Raw genomic sequence first — 17,645 nt, forward strand, 5'->3', positions numbered from 1 at the left:
GCTAGGGCACTTTCCCGATGGGCGTCGCCGCCACGAGTGAGAGGACCCGGTCGGCCAGCCTCTCGGCCGCGTCCGGTCTTCCGAGAAGTGCCGCAGCACGGGCCATTCCGTCCAGGGTTTCCGGCGCCTGCAGAAATTTTTTCAGCGCGGCGGCAAGGGATTGGGGCGTGAAGCTCGCCTGCGGGATCAATTCGGCCGCCCCGCGCTCCGAAAGGGAACGGGCGTTCCCGGTCTGGTGGTCGTCGATGGCGTGGGGAAGGGGCACGAGAAGGCTCGGCCGCCCGGCGCAGGCGATCTCCGCCACCGTCGAGGCGCCTGCGCGCGCGATCACCAGATGGGCGGCGGAGAGCCGCGCCGCGACGTCGCCGAAGAAGGGCGCCAGCTCCGCCTTCACTCCGGTCGCGGCATAGGCAGTGCGGGTGCGGTCCATGTCCTCCTGGCGGCACTGCTGCACCACTCGCAGCCGGCGGCGATCCGCCTCCGGCAGGGCGGCGATGGCGGCCGGTACCACGTCGGAGAAGACCCGCGCGCCGAGCGAACCGCCGAGCACGAGGATCCGCACCTCGTCGAGCGGCGGCGCGTAGCCCCCGCCGTGCAGCGCCGCGATCGCCGGGCGCACAGGGTTGCCCAGCACCTCCGCCCGCACCCCCGCCGGCACGCGGGCCGTGCCCTCGAAGGGGAGTGCCAGCAGGTCCGCCCCGCGGGACAGCGCGCGGTTGGCGCGGCCGAGCACCGCGTTCTGCTCGTGCAGCACCGTCATCGGCCGGCGGGAGGCCGGGACCAGACGCGCCGCCAGCAGCGGCGGCACGGAGGGGTATCCGCCGAAGCCGACCACCGCCGCCGGGTTGAGGTCCAGCAGCAGCCGCCGCGCCTCCACCGTGCCGCGCATCAGCGCCAGCGCGCCCTTCGCCGCGCCTAGCACCCCGTGCCCTGCCAGGCCGGAGCCCTGCAGCACGAAGCGCTCCGAATTGGCGAAGGTCGGGCTGTTGAGGGAGGAGGAGCGCGCGTCGGTCATCAGCGCCACCCGCTCCCCGCGCCCGATCAGGGCCGCCGCAAGCGCCTCGGCCGGGAAGAAGTGCCCGCCCGTGCCGCCGGCCGCGACGACGATGGGGCGGGCGACAGGACCCCTCACGAGTTCGCCCCCTCCTCGGCCCGGCTCATCCGCTTGCGGGTGAGGGCCAGCAGGAACCCCATGCCGAGCGCGATGGCGATGACGGAGGAGCCGCCGTAGGAGACGAAGGGCAGCGTCATCCCCTTGGTGGGGATGAGGTGCAGGGAGGAGGCCATATTTATGAAGGCCTGGAGCCCGAACTGGGTCAGCAGCCCGGCAGCGGCAAGGATGACGAAGAGGTCCGTCTCCGCCAGCAGCCGCATCATCCCCCGCACCACGACGAACGCGAAGAGGCCGAGGATGAGAAGGCAGATCATCAGCCCGAACTCCTCCCCCACCACGGCGAAGACGAAGTCGGCGTGCGCGTCCGGCAGCACGTTCTTCATCCGGCCCTCGCCCGGGCCCACGCCCATCATCCCGCCGGCGCCGAAGGCCTCCAGCGCCACGTCCACCTGGTAGCTGTTCCCGCCCTCCCCGAAGAGGAACTGGTTCACGCGCTTGTGGACGTGGTCAAACAGGAAGTAGGCGCCGACCACGCCGGAGGCCCCCAGCAGCCCCAGCCCGCCGACGAGGGCGAGGTTGATCCCGGCCACGAAGACCTGCGCGAAGAACACCGCGGTGACGACGAGCAGCATGCCGATATCCGGCTGGCGCTGCAGCACCAGCGCCACGAAGAGGTAGGCGGCCAGCGCCACGGCCCACATCGCCGCCCCGCGCCGCCCCGCCAGCTTCGCCTCGGAGATCAGCCAGGCGGCGAAGACGGCGAAGCAGGGCTTCAGGAACTCGGACGGCTGCAGCGAGCCGAGCAGCGGCAGGTTCAGCCAGCGCCGCGCGCCCTTCACCTCCGCGCCGATGAACAGCGTCGCGATCGTCAGCAGCAGCGCGCCGAAGAAGCCGAGCATCGCCAGCCGCCTGACCCCCTTCGGCGAGAGCAGGGAGACGCCCGCCATCACCGCGGAGGCGCCGGCCAGGAAGAACACCTGCTTGGCGAAGAACATGTTGCGGGAGGCCGCGCCGATGCGCTCAGCCACCGCTGGCGCCGCCGCCAGCACCATGACGTAGCCGAAGCCCACGAGGGTGAGGAGGGCCGCCAGCGTCCAGCGGTCCACGCTCCACCACCAGCGGCCGAGGGTGGAGGTATCGGCGCGGGAGAGTGCCATCAGGCGGCCTCCGCTTCACGGTGGGCAAGGTTGCGGACAAGGTCGCGGAAGGCATCGCCCCGCGCCTCGAAGGAACGGAACTGGTCGAAGGAGGCGCAGGCCGGGGAGAGCAGCACCGCGCCGCTGCCCGTCCGCCGCGCCGCCTCCAGACCCTGGAGGACCGCGGCGTCCAGCGTGCCGGCGATCCGGTGCGGCACGCCGTGCTCGGCCAGGGTGGTCGCGAACTCCTCCGCCGCCTGCCCGATCAGCAGCGCCTCCGCCACGCGGGGGAAGAGGGGCGCCAGCGGCACGATCCCGCCCGCCTTCGGCACGCCGCCGGCGATCCAGACCACGCGCTCATGGCAGGCCAGGGCATAGGCGGTGCTGTCCGCGTTCGTCGCCTTGCTGTCGTTGAGGAAGACGATCCCGTCCACCTCGCCCACCCGCTCCTGCCGGTGCGGCAGGCCGGGATAGGTGAGCAACGCCTGCGCCACGGTCTCCCGCGCGATGCCGAGCCCGAAGGCCAGCGCCGCCGCGGCGGCCGCGTTCTGCGCGTTGTGCGGCCCGGGCAGGGCCAGCGCGCCCGAGAGATCAGCGATTACGCCGGCATCGTCCCGCAGCAGCGCGCCCTCGCCCCAGATCCCGCCGGGCTGCGGCGCGTGACCGGAGACCGGCACCACCCGCCCGCCATGCGCCGCGGCCACCGCGCGCGTCTCCGCATCGTCCATCCCGAAGACCGCGATCTCGTTGCCGAGCATCACCCGCGCCTTCGCGGCGGCGTAGCCGGCCATGTCGCCGTGTCGGTCCAGGTGGTCCGGGGAGAGATTCAGCAAGGCCCCGAGCTCGAAGCGCGCCCGGTCCAGCCGCTCCGCCGAGTAGGAGGACATCTCCAGGATGTACACGCCGTCATCCGGTAGCACCGGCATGTCCAGCGCCGGCGGGCCGAGATTGCCGCCCGTTGCCACCGTCATCCCCGCCGCGCGCGCGACGTGGTCCAGAAGCGCCGTGGTGGTGGACTTGCCGTTCGTGCCGGTGATTCCGACGAAGCGCGCCCTGCTGCTGGCGGCACGCACGGCCCGGTAGAGGAACTCCACGTCGCACAGCACCGGCGCGCCGATCTCCGCCGCCCGCCGCGCGAGCGGGTGCGCCTTCGGCCCCCGGTGCGGGATCCCCGGGGAGATCATAAGCAGGTCGAAACCCTCCGGCTGCCCGGTGGCGATCCCCGCCGCCTCCGCCGCGGCCCGCGCCGCCTCGCCGTCGTCCCAGGCCGTGACGTCCGCGCCCCATTCGCGCAGGCGGCGCGCGGCCGGAAGCCCGGCCCGCCCCAGCCCGAGAACCGCGACGCGCTGTCCTGCGAAAGGAGGGGCGACGGGCTCCATCACCGGATCTTCAGCGTGGAAAGGCCGATGAGGGCCAGGATCATGGAGATGATCCAGAACCGGATCACGATGGTCGGCTCCGACCATCCCTTCTTCTCGTAGTGGTGGTGCAGCGGCGCCATCAGGAACACGCGGCGCCCCGTGCGCTTGAACCAGAAGACCTGGATGACCACCGAGAGGGTCTCCACCACGAAGACGCCGCCGACGATGGCCAGCACCACCTCGTGCTTCGTCGCCACCGCCACGGCGCCGAGCGCGCCGCCCAGCGCCAGGCTGCCCGTATCGCCCATGAACACCGCCGCCGGCGGCGCGTTGAACCACAGGAAGCCCAGCCCCGCCCCGATGAGCGCGGAGAGGAACACGGCCAGCTCTCCGGTGCCGGGCACGAAGACCACCTGCAGGTAGTCCGCGAAGACGCGGTTGCCGACAAGGTAGGCGATGATGGCGAAGACGCCGGCCGCGATCATGACGGGCACGATCGCCAGCCCGTCCAGCCCGTCCGTCAGGTTCACGGCGTTGGAGGCGCCGACCATCACCAGCATCCCCACCAGTGGGAAGAAGATGCCGAAGGGGATGATGATGTCCTTGAACACCGGCACCGTCAGCCCGTCGTTCAGCCCGGGCGGCAGCAGGTAGAGGATGGCGATGGCGATCACCAGCGCCAGCCCGAACTGCACCACCAGCTTGCCGCGGGCGGAGACGCCCTTGGTGTTCCGCTTCGTCACCTTCAGCCAGTCATCCGCGAAGCCCAGCAGCCCGAAGCCGAGGGTGACGGCCAGCACCGCCCAGACCAATCCGTTCCGCAGATCCGCCCAGAGCAGGGTGGAGATGGAGAGCGCCAGCAGGATCAGCACGCCGCCCATGGTGGGCGTGCCCTTCTTCTCGATCAGGTGCCGCTCCGGCCCGTCCGCCCGGATCGGCTGGCCTCCGCGCTGGAAGCCGCGCAGCCAGCGGATCACCATCGGGCCGAAGACCATGGAGAGCACCAGCGCCGTCAGGCAGGCCGCGCCCGCGCGGAAGGTGACGTAGCGCAGCAGGTTGAAAATGATGAGGTCGCCGGGGCCGGCGAGCAGGGCGGGGATCATGCCGCCGCTCCCTGCGCGCCAACGGCCTTGATCGCGCGCACCACCACCGCCATGCGGCTGCCGAGCGAGCCCTTCACCAGCACGGAATCCCGCGCCCGCAGCGCATCCGCCACGATCGGCGCCAGCGCCGCGCTGTCCGCCGCGTGCGCGCCGCGCTTGTCCGCCGGCAGCGCATCGTGCAGCGCCGCCATCTGCGGGCCGCAGGTGAACACGATATCCGCGCTTGCCGCCGCATCCGCGGCCAGGCCGGCGTGCATCGCCGCGCCCTCGTTACCAAGTTCCAGCATATCACCCATCACGGCCACGCGCCGCGTTCCTTCCTGTGCCGCCAGCACGGCAAGGGCCGCACGCATGGAGGTCGTATTGGCATTGTAGGATTCGTCGAGCAGCAGCACCGAGCCGCCCGCCACGGGGATCGTGACGCGCGCTCCCCGCCCGGCCAGCGGCGCGAAGCCCGCCAGCCCTTCCGCGAAGCGCCGGACATCGGCCCCAAGCGCCCGCGCGGCGGCCAGGCAGGCCACCGCGTTCATCGCCATGTGCCGGCCGGGAACGGGCAGGGACACGTCGTAGCTCTCACCGCCGAGCGAGACGCGGAAGGACTGACTCTCGGCCCCGCCCTCCCACTCCAGCAAACTTGCCGCGCCGCCCTCGCCGAAGGGCACGGCGCGCACGCCCGCCTCCTCCGCGCGCCGGCGCAGCAGATCGGCGCAGGGCCCCTCCGCCGGAATCACCGCCACCCCGCCGGGCTCCAGGCCCAGGACAATGTCGGCCTTCTCCTCCGCGATCGCCTCCATGGAGCCCAGCCGCCCGAGATGGGCCGGCGCGATGGTGGTGATGACCGCCACATGCGGCCGCGCGAGGCGGGAGAGGGGCGCGATCTCGCCCCGGTTGTTCATCCCCAGCTCGATCACACCGAACCCGGCACCGAGCGGCATCCGCGCCAGGGTCAGCGGCACGCCCCAGTGATTGTTGTAGCTCGCCACCGCCGCGTGCACGGACCCGCAGGCGGAGAGTCCGGCCGCCAGCATCTCCTTCGTGGTCGTCTTGCCCACGCTGCCCGTCACGGCGACGAAGCGCGCGGCGGACCGTGCCCGCCCTGCGGCACCCAGCGCCGTCAGCCCTGCCAGCGTGTCCCCCACGCGCAGCAGCGGCCCCACGCCGGGCACGTCACGGTCCACCATCGCGCAGGCCGCGCCGCGCGCCAGCGCGTCCGGCACGAAATCATGGCCGTCGCGCGCGTCCCGCAGCGCGACGAAAAGATCGCCCGGACTGGCGCTCCGGCTGTCGATGGACACGCCGGTCACCGCCACGCCCTCCGGCACGTCGCCGCCCGTCGCCGCGCGCAGCGCGGCCGTGTCCCACAGCGCCGCGCTCACGCCGCACTTCCCGCCAGCGCCCGCACCACGGAAACGTCGTCGAAGGGATGCGTCACCCCGCCGACCGTCTGCCCGCTCTCATGCCCCTTGCCGGCCACCGCCAGCACGTCCCCGGGCCCGAGCGCCGCCATCGCCTCCGCGATCGCCGCCTCCCGCCCGCCGATGTCGATGCCGCCCCCTGCACTCACGCTGTTGCAGCCCGCCAGCACCGCTGCCCGGATCGCGGCCGGGTCCTCGCTGCGGGGATTGTCGTCCGTCACCACCACCCGGTCGGCCAGCCGCGCCGCCGCCGCACCCATCAGCGGCCGCTTGCCGGGATCCCGGTCCCCGCCGGCGCCGAACACCACGTGCAAGCGCGCGGCATGCGGCCGCAGCGCGGTCAGCAGCCGCTCCAGCGCGTCCGGCGTGTGGGCGTAGTCCACGTAGACCGCCGCCCCGTTCGGCAGCCGGGCCGCCAGCTCCATCCGCCCGCGCACGCCGGAAAGGCGGGGCAGGGCGCGCAGCACGCGGTCCGCCGGAAGCCCCGTCGCCACGGCCAGCGCCGCCGCCAGCATCACGTTGTCCGCCTGGTAGCGCCCGACCAGCGGCAGGTGCAGCACCTGCCGCATGCCGAAGAGGCTGACCTCCATCTCCTGCCCGTCCGCCAGCGGCGCGTGGCGCAGCAGGCGCAGGTCGGCCCCCGCCTCGCCCACCGTCATCAGCCGCAGCCGGCGCCGGGCCGCGATGGAGCGGATGGCGGCCAGCGTCGCCCCGTCCATGTCCGCGTTCGCCACCGCCGGGCGCCCCGCCTCCAGCAGCGTGTCGAGCAGTCGCAGCTTCGCCGCGCGGTACTCCTCGATCGTGCCGTGGTAGTCCAGGTGGTCGCGCGTCAGGTTGGAGAAGCCGGCACCCGCCAGCATCACCCCGTCCAGCCGCCGCTGTTCCAGCCCGTGGGAGGAGGCCTCCATCGCCGCGTGCGTCACCCCGGCGCGCGCCACCGCGGCCAGCGTCGCGTGCAGCGAGACGGGGTCGGGCGTCGTCAGCGAAGGTCCGGGCGGGAAGCCGTCCGCCACCAGGCCCAGTGTCCCCATGGACGCCGCGCGCTCCCCGCCATCGGCCCAGATCTGGCGCAGGAAGTCGGCCGTGCTCGTCTTGCCGTTCGTCCCCGTCACGGCCACCACCGTGCGGGGCTGCGCGCCGTGGAAGCGCGCGGCCATCAGCGCCAGCGCGCGCCGCGCGTCGGCGGCCGTCACCAGCGGGCGCGGCGGCACCCCGGGCGGCCACTCCGTCCCCTCCGGCGCCAGCACCGCCGCGGCGCCGCGGCGCACCGCCTCCTCGATATGCGCGCGGCCATCCGTGCGCGCGCCCGGCAGCGCGGCGAAGAGGGCGCCCGGCACCACCTGCCGGCTGTCCGCCGTCAGCGCCGTCACCTCGGGCCGGCCCTCGAAGCGGATCGCGACGGAGTCCAGCCGGGCCATCAGGTCATCGAGCCTCATGGCTCGTCACCGCCCCGGGGCCGGTGAGGGTGGCGGCCTGCGCGGCCATGGTGAAGCGGATCCGGCTGACGCCCTGCTCCCGCATCGCGTCCAGCTCCGTCACCCGCAGCGGCACGGGCGGCGCCAGGGTGGGGGAGGACGGCACGGGCTGCGGCACGGCCGGCCGCGGCGCGATCGCGGGCGTTGTCATCGGGCGCCCCGGCACGGCGGGCGGCGCCGCGGGGCGCGCGGCGGGCGCGGCCGCGGTGGCGGGGCGCGGTCCCCCGCGCCCGGGCTGCAACGGGATGCTGACGGCCTGCACGATGCCCGGGTCCTGCGGGTTCTCCGGCACCAGCCCCAGCACCGGCGCGATGCGGGAGATCACGGTGCCCGCCGCCGGCGCCGCCACCCAGCCCGCCGTCGCGTAGCCGTGAGACCGCGCGTTCGGGTTCGGCTCGTCCACCATCACGTAGATGGCGTAGCGCGGGGCCTGCATGGGGAAGGCGCCGACGAAGGCCGCGATGCGCTTGTTCGGCAGGTAGCCGCCACGCGGCCCGGTCTTCTGCGCCGTGCCGGTCTTGCCGCCCACGAAGTAGCCCGCCACCTCCGCGCCCTTGGCGGAGCCGTCCGTCACCACCAGCCGCATCAGCCGGCGCATCGTCTCCGAGTTGCGCTCGCTGATCACGCGCGTCCCCTCCCGCTGCGTGCCCGGCGGCTGCGCCAGCAGGGTGGGGGAGCGCAGGATGCCGCCATTGGCGAGGGCGGAGACGCCGGTCACCACCTGCAGCGGCGTCACGGCGATGCCGTGGCCGTAGGAGATGGTCAGCATGTTGATCTCGCGCCAGCCATTGGCCGGCGGCACCATCGGCACCGCCGTCTCCGTCAGCTCGATCTGCGGGCGGGAGAGCATGCCCATCCGCCCCAGGAACTCGCGCTGCCGCTGCGGCCCGAAGCCCTGCGCCATGTGCGCGGCGCCAAGGTTGGAGGAGTAGGCCAGCATCTCCGGGAAGGTGATGACGCGGTTCTTGCCCTTGTAGTCCGTGATGGTGAACCGCCCGAAGCGGATCGGCTGCGCCGCGTTGAAGGTGCTGGAGTAGACGTTGGAGGTGCCGTACTCCAGCGCGGCCGCGGCGGTGAACAGCTTGAAGGTGGAGCCCGGCTCGTAGGTGCCGACCGTCACGCGGTTGAAGCGCTGCTCGGGCGAGGCCTCGCCGATGCCGCCCGCGTCGTAGTCCGGCAGGGACACCATCGCCAGCACTTCGCCCGTGTGGATATCCAGCACCACGCCGGCGCCGCCGATGCCGGAGAAGTCCTCGATCGCCTTCGCCACGCCGTCGCGCAGCGCCAGCTGCACGCGGATGTCGATGGCGGTCCGCAGCGGGTCGTGCGGGCGGGCCCGCAGTCGCTCGTCGTGGTAGCGTTCCATGCCGGAGAGGCCCGCGCCGTCCACGTCCACGTTGCCCAGCACGTGCACCGCCGCCCGCCCCTGCGGGTAGTAGCGGCGCTCGCCCTCCTCGAAGTGCAGCCCGGCGATGCCGAGGTCGTTCACCGCCTGCTTCTCGCGCGGCGTGAGCGCGCGGGCGAGGTAGGAGAACTGCCGCTCCCCCATCAGGCGCCCGACCAGCCTCTCCCGGTCCAGCTGCGGCAGCACGCGGGCCAGCCGCGCGGCCACCTCCGCCGGATTCTCGATCTGCCGGGGATTGGCGTAGAGCGCCGTGACGGGCAGCGAGACCGCGAGGATCTCCCCGTTGCGGTCCGTGATCGGGGCGCGCCCCGTCACCGGCTCCGGCCGGGGGATCGACGCCGTCTCCGTCGGCATGCGCCGCGGCTCGCGCGGGTCGATCACCGTCGCGACCGTCGCCTTCAGCGCCACGGCGCCGTAGAGCAGGCCGAAGCCCGCGGCGGCGATCACCAGCCGGCCGCGGCTCTTCTCCAGCACCGCGCGGCGCGCCAGGTCCGGTTGACCCAGCCGCGCGGCGTTGCGCCCATCCCCCACCCGCTCGGCCCGGACGGGCTCGCGCAGCTGGTAGGCGATGGCGGCGTTCGGGTCGGGGGCGGCGGGGTCGTTCACCGCACCGCGCCCAGCGTGGCGGCGCTGGCACTGGCAACCGGCACCGGCGGCGCGAGCATCGGCCGGGCCGCGCCCCCGAGCATGGAGCCCATGGACGAGGCCATGGGCGGCGCCACCGGGGCAGGGGGCGGCGGGGCGCTCGGGCGCATGTGGAGCGCCGTGCGCAGCAGGGCGGCCGGCTGCGGCGGCGCCGCCAGGTTCATGCCGCGATCCACCTCGCGCTCCGCCACGCGGGGCTCGAGCGGGCGGGCGTCAATCGGGCGGGGGCGGCGGACGGGCTCGGCCAAACGGGGGGCGGCGTCGCGCGGCGCGACCTCGCGAGGCTCAGGCAGGCGCGCCGAGGCCACCTGCGGCAGGTGCGGCGGCGCCACCCGCGCCGGGCGCTCCGCCACCGCCCGCTCCACCACTGCCCGTTCCACCGGGGCCCGCTCAACCGGGGCGCGCTCCGCGACGACCACCGGCGCGGCCGCCCGCTCGGCGGGCGCGGCGCGCACGGGCGCAGGCGGCGGCGGGGGCGCCTCGGGGGGCAGGGGCAGGGCGGCGAGAAGGCTAAGATCCGCCACGGGCGCCGCCGTCGCCCCCGCGGCTGGGGCCGCCAGGGCCGCTCCGGCCATCGCCACCGCCGCGGCAGCCGCCGCCGGCATCGCCGCGGCCACCGCCACGTCGCCCGCGGCCCCGCCCCGCTCGCCCGGGGCGGGCGTGAAGAGGCTCGGCGCGCCGGCGAAGGCCACTGCGGCCGGCAGGCGCCGGTCCAGCTCGGCCGGCCGCACGAACTGCGCGGTCTGCATCACCTCCAGCGGCAGCACCCGCAGGGTGGCGGCGCGCAGGCGCTCCGGCTCGTTCAGCATCGCCCACTCGGCCCGCAGCACCGCCGTGCGCTCCCGTGCCGCCTCGGTCTGGCGCACCGTCTCGCGCAGCACCTTCTCCAGCTGCGAGACCTCGTGCTTCACCGAGTAGAGGTGCAGCCCGGCCCCCGCGGCCGCGACGAGCGAGAGGAAAGTGAGCGGTCGAATCATGCGGCCAGCCTCTCGATGGCGCGGAGCCTTGCGGATCGCGCGCGGGGATTCGTGTCTGTCTCTGCGGATGATGGCCGCAGGGCGGTGTTGGTGAGCAGGCGGAATCCCGCCGGCTTCTGGGCATGCAGGAGGGATGCCGGGTCGAAGCGGGACGCGCCAGGGGCGCGGCCCGCCGCGTCGCGCATGAAGCGCTTCACGATCCGGTCCTCCAGCGAATGGAAGGAGACGACGACGAGGCGCCCGCCGGGGGCCAGCAGCCCCATGGCCGCCTCCAGCCCGCGCTCCACCTCGCCCAGCTCGTCGTTTACGCGCAGCCGCAGCGCCTGGAAGGACCGCGTCGCGCTGTCCATGCCCGAGGGGTCGCGCGGCATGACCATGTGGATGGCCTCGGCGAGCTGCAGTGTCGTCTCGAAGGGGGCGTCGCCGCGCGCGGCCACGATCTTGCGGGCGATCCGGCGGGAATGGCGCTCCTCGCCCAACTCCCACAGCAGGTCGGCCAGCTCGCGCTCCGGCAGGGTGTTCACCAGGTCCGCCGCGCTGGGGCCGGACCTCTCCATTCGCATGTCCAGCGGCCCGTCGGCGCGGAGGGAGAAGCCGCGATCGGCCTCGTCGATCTGGTAGGAGGAGACGCCGAGGTCGAGCACCACCCCGTCCAGCGCCGCCACGCCGCGATCCGCCATCAGGGCGTGCATGTCGCCGAACCGCCCCTCCACCAGGTGCAGCCGGCCGGGGAAGCGGGCGACGAGGGAGGCGCCGCGGGCGATCGCGTCAGGGTCGCGATCCACGGCGTAGAGGGTGCAGGCGGCGGAGGAGAGGATGGCGGCGCTGTAGCCGCCGCCGCCGAAGGTGCCGTCCAGCAGGATGGCGCCATCGCGCGGGGCGAGCGCCGCCAGCACCTCGGCCAGCATGACCGGGACATGGCCACCCCCGGTGGGGTCCGGCGCGACGAGGGAAGGGAGGGGGGCGTCGCTCACGCGCGGCCTCCCCCAGGGAAAGGCATGGGGGAAGGTGCCTGGGGGGCAGGCGCGGCCGCGCCGGGGCGGGCCGGCACGGTCAAGGCGCGGTCGCGCGCCCGCTGGCGCGCCAGCTCCACGCGCTTGCGGGCCGCCTCAGGTTCCCAAAGCTGGAAGAAGCGCCCGTTGCCGACGAAGCTCACCGCCTCCGTCAGCCCGGCATGGGTGATCAGGTCCTCGGGCAGCACCACGCGCCCCTCGCCATCGGGCCGCAGCGGATAGGCATCGGCGAAGAGGCTGAGCGAGAGGTCGTCGAGGTTCTCGGAGAAGGCGTCCATCCCTTCCAGCCCGCCCGCCATCGCCTCGAAGGCCGGCTGCGGCCAGGCCTCGACGCAGGGATCGCGGTGGGAAAGACGGAGGATGACGTCCTGCGTGCCCAGGCGCTCCAGGGCGGCGCGGAAAGCGGCGGGAACGGAGACCCGCCCCTTCCGATCCAGCTTGCCCGTGAAGGTGCCCATGAACTGGGTCATCCGCTGGACGTCCGCCCCCTCGCGGCCGCACTGGGCGACTGGTGTTTTCCCCTATCAGATGGCCGGCGAGGCCCCCCGACCCCGCCGGCTCACCCGACCATCCCGCCAGCCCCTCGCCCCCCTCAGGTCCGGGCCCTTGCGGGATGACTTGGGATAACATGGGCCGTGATGGGTCAACAAGCGCGATTGCGTGCGCACGACAAACTGTTGCTGGTGAGCAACGCAGCCGAAATCCGACCAATTCAATTGGTTATGCGGATGAATTGGAAGGTTTGATTAAGAAAAAGAGGCCAGACGGCCTGTAAGCCGGGTTCTGTCAGCCCCTGGGTTGCCCCGGGAACCGGACGACCATTCCTCTGGAACCCCTGTTGCCAGGGGCTTCTCGCGGCCAACCCGGATGGCGGGGCGGGAAGCCCCTGGCGGCGAATCCGGGGATTCCCGCCGGCCATCCCTATTCGGCCTTGCTCCCGGTGGGGTTTGCCGTGCCGCCCCTGTCGCCAGGGGCGCGGTGGGCTCTTACCCCACCGTTTCACCCTTGCCCCGCGGCCTTGCGGCGATGGGGCGGTCTCTTCTCTGTGGCACTGTCCCTGGGGTCGCCCCCGCCGGCCGTTAGCCGGCACCGTTTTCCCATGGAGCCCGGACTTTCCTCCACCACCCCGAAAAGGGGTCGGCAGCGGTCGTCCGGCCGTCTGGCCGGCGGGGTATGCGACTCGGGGGCAAGAGGGTCAACCCACCTGGTCAGCCTTTCTCGGCCGGCTCCGCCACGACCCCATCCGCCTCCGCCAGCGCGGCCACCGCCTCTAGCCGGGCCAGGGTTCCCGCATCGGCCCGCCCGCCCCATTCCTCCTGCCGCCAGTGCCGCTGGAAGGCCACCAGCGCCACGTCCGGCCTGGCCGGGTCCACGGGGTAGCCGATCCGCCGCAGCAGCTCCGCCGCCCGCACCAAGCCGCCGGGCACGGCGGAGAGGTCGCCGCCCTCGACGCCTTCCGGCCACAGCCCCACGCCGATCGAGGCCAGCCCCCGCCAGTCGAACAGCTCGCCCGGGTCGCGCTTGCGGTCCGGCGCCACGTCGCTGTGCGCCACCACGTTCCGTGCGGGGATGGGATGGCGGGACAGGATCTCCAGGCACAGGTCGGCCAGCGCCGCCATCTGCAGGGCGGGGAAGGGGCGGTAGCCGCAGGAATGGCCGGGGTTCACCACCTCGATCCCGATGCTGCGGGCGTTCAGCCCCGTGTTCCCCCGCCAGTGGGAGATGCCGGCATGGGCCGCCCGACGCGCCTCCGGCACCAGCCGGAAGACCCCCCCGTCCTCCTCCACCACGTAGTGGGCGGAGACCTTGGCCGCCGGGTCGCGCAGCCGCTCGATTGCCGCCGCGCCGCTCTCCATGTCCGTGTAGTGCAGGATCAGCGTATCGATCGGAACGCCGGGCGGGCGGTCCTCCTGGTTCGGGCTCGGCAGCTCCTTGATCGCCAGCCCGCCCTCGGTCGGCACCAGCGGCAGCCCGCCGGTCCTGCCCTCGCGCCCGATGGGCTGTCTGCCCGGCCGGTTGCCGGGGAGGGGGCCGCGCCGGGTGGTCACGGGGGGCACCTCATATCCCGCGCTCCCGCTTGATCCGGTCCCAGGCGGCGTTGATCTCCGCCACCTTCTCCGTCGCCTTGCGGGCGAGGTCCGCCGGCACCCCGCGCGCGGCCATGCTGTCCGGGTGGTTCTCCCGCATCAGCCGCTTCCAGGTCGCGCGCACCTCCTCGTCCGTGGCACCGCGGGGGATGCCCATCACGGCGTAGGGGTCCGGCCCCTCCGGGGCCAGGGCAGGGGAGTTCGGGTTGGGCCGGCCCAGTCGCACCCGTTCCCAGGACGCGGCGTCCAGCCCGAAGCGGGCATGCACCCCGCCGAGGAAGGCCAGCTCCGCCCGGTTCGCCGCCCCGTCCGCCTCCGCGATGCGGAACAGCGCGCCGAGCACGTCCTCCAGAACCGGCCGCTCCCCTGCGAAGGCGGATCCCAGCCGATCGGCGTAGGGCTCCGCGCCCTCCGCGCTCTCCCGCGCCCGGTCGAAGAGCTGCGCCACCTCCCGCATGTTCTCCGGCGGCACGTGGAAGACGCGCTTGAAGGCGTCGATCTCCTCGCGCTTCACCGGCCCGTCCGCCTTGGCGAGCTTTGCCGAGAGCACGACGACGGAAACCGCGAAAAGGCTCTCCCGCGAACCCAGCATGGCCGCGACCCGCGCCCCGTCCAGGCCCGGCAGCCCCATGTTGAGGCCGCGCCCCAGCGTGCCCTCATCCGCCGCATGGCCCAGCGCGCTGCCGAGAACGGCGCCCACCGGGCCGCCCATGGCGAAACCCACCGCGCCGCCGATGATCTTGCCCCAGAACCCCATGGGTCGCCCGAACGCACCTCGTCCACCGAGTCGCCTAAGCCTATGCCCGGAAACCCGCCGGGGCGGAAGCGCGCTTCCTTGCCCCCCGCCCCCGCGTCAAGCATGGTCCGGCAACAGGGAATCGAGGTCCCGGCAGGGCGGAGGCAGGGTGTCAGGAGCGGCGGGCATGGGCGGGGCGGAACCGGGCACGGCCTGGCCGGCCCCGGGCAGAGCCCGTCCAGCCTCGGACAGAGCCCGGCCGGCCTAGCATGCGCCGCCCCCTCCTGGCCGGCGCGGGCCTCGTCCTCCTCCTCGCCGCACTCCTCGGCACCCTCTGGGCCGCCCCCCTCTTCACGGACTGGACCGCGCGGCGCGCCCAGCTCGCCGAGCTGGCGGCCGCCCGCATCGGCCGCCCGGTCCTCCTGCACGGCCCCGTCCGCCTGCGCCTCCTTCCCTATCCGGTGGTGGAAGCGCAGGGCGTTACCCTCGGCGATGCCGGGGACGGGCTGGGCTTCGCCGCCGCCTCCCTCCGGCTGCGGGTGGATGGCGGCGCCCTGCTCCTCGGCCGGATCGCCCCGCGGGAGATCGCGATCGTCGGCGCGGAGCTGCGCCTGCCCTGGCCCCCCGCCGATGCCGCGAACCTGCCAGGCAGCCTCTCCGCCCTTTCCGCCCAGCTCGTGGACAGCCGCGTCGTCATCGGCGGCATGCGGCTGGAGAACGTGCAGGCCCGGCTGACCGCCGGGGACGCCACCCAGGGCACGCGCGCCGAGGGCCGCTTCGCCTGGGGCGGGCTGGAATGGCGCTTCGAGGCCGGGATCGGCCGCCCGGGCTACGACGGCTACACCCCCGCCGACCTGAGCCTCTCCATGGGCAACGCCGCCATCGCCGCCCGCGGCGTGCTGACGCCGGAGGGCACGGTGGAGGGAAGCGTGGAGGCCTCCGGCCCCGACCTCAGCGCCCTCGTCCCCGGCCCGCCTGGCGCCTTCCGCGCCCGCGGCCGGCTGACGGTGGCGGCGGACCTGCTGGCGGCGGACGACCTCACCCTCAACATCGGCGGCAGCCCGGCGCGCGGCGCGCTCACCCTCCGCCTCTCGCCCCGGCCGCGGTTGGACGCGGCGCTGCTCGCCAGCCGGCTGGACCTGGACCCCTGGCTCGCTGCGCTCCGCACCCGCCCCTCCGCCCTGCCGCTGGGGCTGGACCTCTCGGCGGAGGCGGCGAACTTCCGCGGCGTGGCCCTGCGCCGCTTGCGCGCCGCCGTCTTCCGGGATGGGGGCGCGGCCGGCGGCCGCCTCACCCTCTCCGACGTCTCCGCGATCCTGCCGGGCGGGACGAGCGTGGAGCTGAACGGGGCCACGGCCGGGGAGAGGCTGGAGGCCGCGCTGCGCTTCTCCGGCACCGACCTGCGCGGCACGGTGGAGGCGGTGGCCCCCCTCATCGCCCCCTCCGGCGAGGGCTGGACCGCCTGGCTCGCCCCCGGCCGCCTGCGCGAGGGGGAGGGAAGGGCGCGGCTGGTGCTGGAGCCCGGCTCCATCGCCGTGCCGGAGCTCTCCGCGACGCTGGACGGCACCCGCATTTCCGGCGCCGGCGTGCTGCGCTTCGGCGCCCGCCCCGCCCTCGGCCTCGGCCTCACGCTGGACGCGCTGGAGTTGGAGGGCTGGCTGCGCCCGGGGCTGGACTGGCCCACCGCCAGCCGCCTCCTCGGCGGGATCGACGCGAACCTCCGCCTGGCGACAGAGCGCGCCCGCTGGCGCGGCGCGGTGCTGGAGCGCGCTTCGCTGGACGCCGCGCTGGAGAACGGGCGCCTCACCCTTCGCCGCCTCGCCGGGGCCCTGGCCGGCGGCGACCTGTCCGCCTCCGGCACCGCCCTGCTCGGCCCCAGCCCGCGCCTGTCGGATGCCGTGCTGGACTTCTCCGCCCGCGACGCCCGCGCCCTCCTCGCCCTACTGCCCGGCGCCTGGCCGGACGGCACCCGGCTGGCGGGGGAGCCGGTCACCCTCCGCGCCACCGGGGGCGGCCCGCCGGAAGCCCTGGCGCTGCAGGCGGGCGCCGAGCTGGGTGAGGCGCGGCTGGAGACCGCCGGAATCCTGGACCTGCCCGGCCGCCGCGCGACGGGGAGTATCACCCTCCGCCATCCCGGCGCGCCCCGGCTGCTGGACGACGCGCTGGGCCTGCGAGGCGAGGGGGTGGCGCCTTGGATCGGGGAGGGCTCCCTCTCCCTCGTCGCCTCCGGCACGGCCGGGGCGGGGGGCGTCTCGGCGGAGCGCTTCGACCTCGTGGCCGGCGCCCTGCGGGCCGGCGGTGCCCTCGCCCTCGCCCTCGAAGGGGCCCGCCCACGCCTGACCGGCCGCGTCGCCGCCGAGGCCGTGGCCCTGCCCGAGGCCCCCTGGCGCGGCAGCGATCCCATTCCCTTCGCCGCCCTGCGCGGCGCCGATGCCGAGCTCGCCCTCTCCGTCGCCCGGCTGGAACTGCCCGGCCTGCCCGCCGCGCGGGAGCTGCGCGCCCGGCTGCGCCTGAGGGAGGGCGCCCTGGCCCTGGACGAGGTCGAGGCAGCCCTGGACCGGGGCACGCTGCGCGGCAGCGCCGCCCTGGACGCGGCCGGCGACGCGCCACGCCTCTCGGCCGCGGCCACCCTGCGCGGCGCCGGCATCACGGGGCCGCTCCTCGGCCTGCCGCTGGACCTGGCGGCGGGGGAGGCGGATGCGGAACTCCGCCTCTCCGCCACGGGCAGCAGCCCCGCCACCCTTCTCGCCACCCTCGGCGGCGAGGCGGCCGCGACGATCCGCCGCGGCACCCTCTCCGGGCTCGACGCCGCAGCAGCCGGCCGCGCTGCCGCGGCGGGGGACGAGGCCGCCCTGCGCGCCGCCCTCGCCTCCGGCAGCACGGGCTTCGCCACCCTCTCCCTCCGCGCCGCGCTGGAAGCCGGCCGCGCCACCCTCTCCGAGGGCGCGGCGGGCGGGGATGGCGTGGCCCTCACCCTGCGCGGCGAGCTGGACCTGGCCCGCGCCGCCCTCGACCTTACCGCGACGCAGAAGCCGGCCGACCCCGTGCCGGAGGTCGGCATCCGCCTGACCGGCCCCGCCGCCGCGCCCCGGCGTTTGCCGGAACTGGCGGCCTGGCTGCGGTGGCGGGCACAGCAGTGACCTGAAACGGAAAGGGCCGGAGGGGGCGTTCCCCTCCG

13 protein-coding genes and 1 other RNA gene are annotated in these 17,645 nt (G+C 74.8%); 1 reads left to right on the top strand and 13 read right to left on the bottom strand.

Annotated elements, in window-relative coordinates:
* Position 1 precedes the first annotated feature (1 nt).
* The 13 genes from murG to VQH23_RS16760 all read right to left on the bottom strand — a co-directional run bounded on the left by murG (position 2) and on the right by VQH23_RS16760 (position 14,488).
* Positions 2-1,132 (bottom strand): undecaprenyldiphospho-muramoylpentapeptide beta-N-acetylglucosaminyltransferase, encoded by a 1,131-nt coding sequence (gene murG / locus VQH23_RS16700; protein ID WP_338661862.1) that lies wholly within the window; start codon positions 1,130-1,132, stop codon positions 2-4.
* Positions 1,129-2,274 carry an FtsW/RodA/SpoVE family cell cycle protein gene (locus VQH23_RS16705; RefSeq protein ID WP_408904343.1) on the bottom strand — a complete coding sequence of 382 codons (1,146 nt, stop codon included), beginning with the start codon at positions 2,272-2,274 and terminating at the stop codon, positions 1,129-1,131. Before VQH23_RS16705 ends, murG begins: the two co-directional genes overlap by 4 nt.
* On the bottom strand, positions 2,271-3,629 hold the full coding sequence (gene murD / locus VQH23_RS16710; RefSeq protein ID WP_338661864.1) for a UDP-N-acetylmuramoyl-L-alanine--D-glutamate ligase: 1,359 nt from the start codon (positions 3,627-3,629) through the stop codon (positions 2,271-2,273). Before murD ends, VQH23_RS16705 begins: the two co-directional genes overlap by 4 nt.
* Positions 3,629-4,714, bottom strand: coding sequence for a phospho-N-acetylmuramoyl-pentapeptide-transferase (mraY, locus tag VQH23_RS16715; RefSeq protein WP_338661865.1), 1,086 nt, complete (start codon positions 4,712-4,714; stop codon positions 3,629-3,631). The genes murD and mraY overlap by 1 nt, the downstream gene beginning before the upstream one ends.
* Positions 4,711-6,090: a UDP-N-acetylmuramoyl-tripeptide--D-alanyl-D-alanine ligase gene (gene murF / locus VQH23_RS16720; RefSeq protein ID WP_338661866.1), complete on the bottom strand. Its 1,380-nt coding sequence runs from the start codon at positions 6,088-6,090 to the stop codon at positions 4,711-4,713. Before murF ends, mraY begins: the two co-directional genes overlap by 4 nt.
* Entirely contained in the window at positions 6,087-7,565 is a 1,479-nt protein-coding gene (locus tag VQH23_RS16725) for a UDP-N-acetylmuramoyl-L-alanyl-D-glutamate--2,6-diaminopimelate ligase (protein WP_338661867.1), read from the bottom strand. The genes murF and VQH23_RS16725 overlap by 4 nt, the downstream gene beginning before the upstream one ends.
* Entirely contained in the window at positions 7,552-9,615 is a 2,064-nt protein-coding gene (locus tag VQH23_RS16730; protein ID WP_338661868.1) for a penicillin-binding protein 2, read from the bottom strand. Before VQH23_RS16730 ends, VQH23_RS16725 begins: the two co-directional genes overlap by 14 nt.
* Positions 9,612-10,631 carry a hypothetical protein gene (locus tag VQH23_RS16735; protein WP_338661869.1) on the bottom strand — a complete coding sequence of 340 codons (1,020 nt, stop codon included), beginning with the start codon at positions 10,629-10,631 and terminating at the stop codon, positions 9,612-9,614. The genes VQH23_RS16730 and VQH23_RS16735 overlap by 4 nt, the downstream gene beginning before the upstream one ends.
* Positions 10,628-11,539, bottom strand: a complete 912-nt coding sequence (gene rsmH / locus VQH23_RS16740; RefSeq protein WP_338666116.1) for a 16S rRNA (cytosine(1402)-N(4))-methyltransferase RsmH — start codon at positions 11,537-11,539, stop codon at positions 10,628-10,630. Before rsmH ends, VQH23_RS16735 begins: the two co-directional genes overlap by 4 nt.
* Positions 11,540-11,601: 62 nt before the next feature.
* Entirely contained in the window at positions 11,602-12,114 is a 513-nt protein-coding gene (gene mraZ / locus VQH23_RS16745; RefSeq protein ID WP_338661870.1) for a division/cell wall cluster transcriptional repressor MraZ, read from the bottom strand.
* A gap of 286 nt (positions 12,115-12,400) precedes the next feature.
* Positions 12,401-12,807, bottom strand: an RNA gene (gene rnpB, locus VQH23_RS16750) — RNase P RNA component class A.
* 45 nt (positions 12,808-12,852) lie between these two features.
* Positions 12,853-13,572: an N-acetylmuramoyl-L-alanine amidase gene (locus tag VQH23_RS16755; protein WP_338666117.1), complete on the bottom strand. Its 720-nt coding sequence runs from the start codon at positions 13,570-13,572 to the stop codon at positions 12,853-12,855.
* 130 nt (positions 13,573-13,702) lie between these two features.
* Complete coding sequence (locus VQH23_RS16760; protein ID WP_338661871.1) at positions 13,703-14,488, bottom strand: TerB family tellurite resistance protein; 786 nt, start codon at positions 14,486-14,488, stop codon at positions 13,703-13,705.
* A gap of 248 nt (positions 14,489-14,736) precedes the next feature.
* Here VQH23_RS16760 and VQH23_RS16765 point away from each other — a divergent pair, with 248 nt between their 5' ends.
* A complete protein-coding gene (locus VQH23_RS16765; RefSeq protein WP_338661872.1) occupies positions 14,737-17,607 on the top strand; it encodes an AsmA family protein in 2,871 nt (956 codons plus the stop codon).
* The last annotated feature ends 38 nt before the right edge of the window (positions 17,608-17,645 follow it).

Source organism: Pararoseomonas sp. SCSIO 73927, assembly GCF_037040815.1.
GTDB lineage: Bacteria > Pseudomonadota > Alphaproteobacteria > Acetobacterales > Acetobacteraceae > Roseomonas.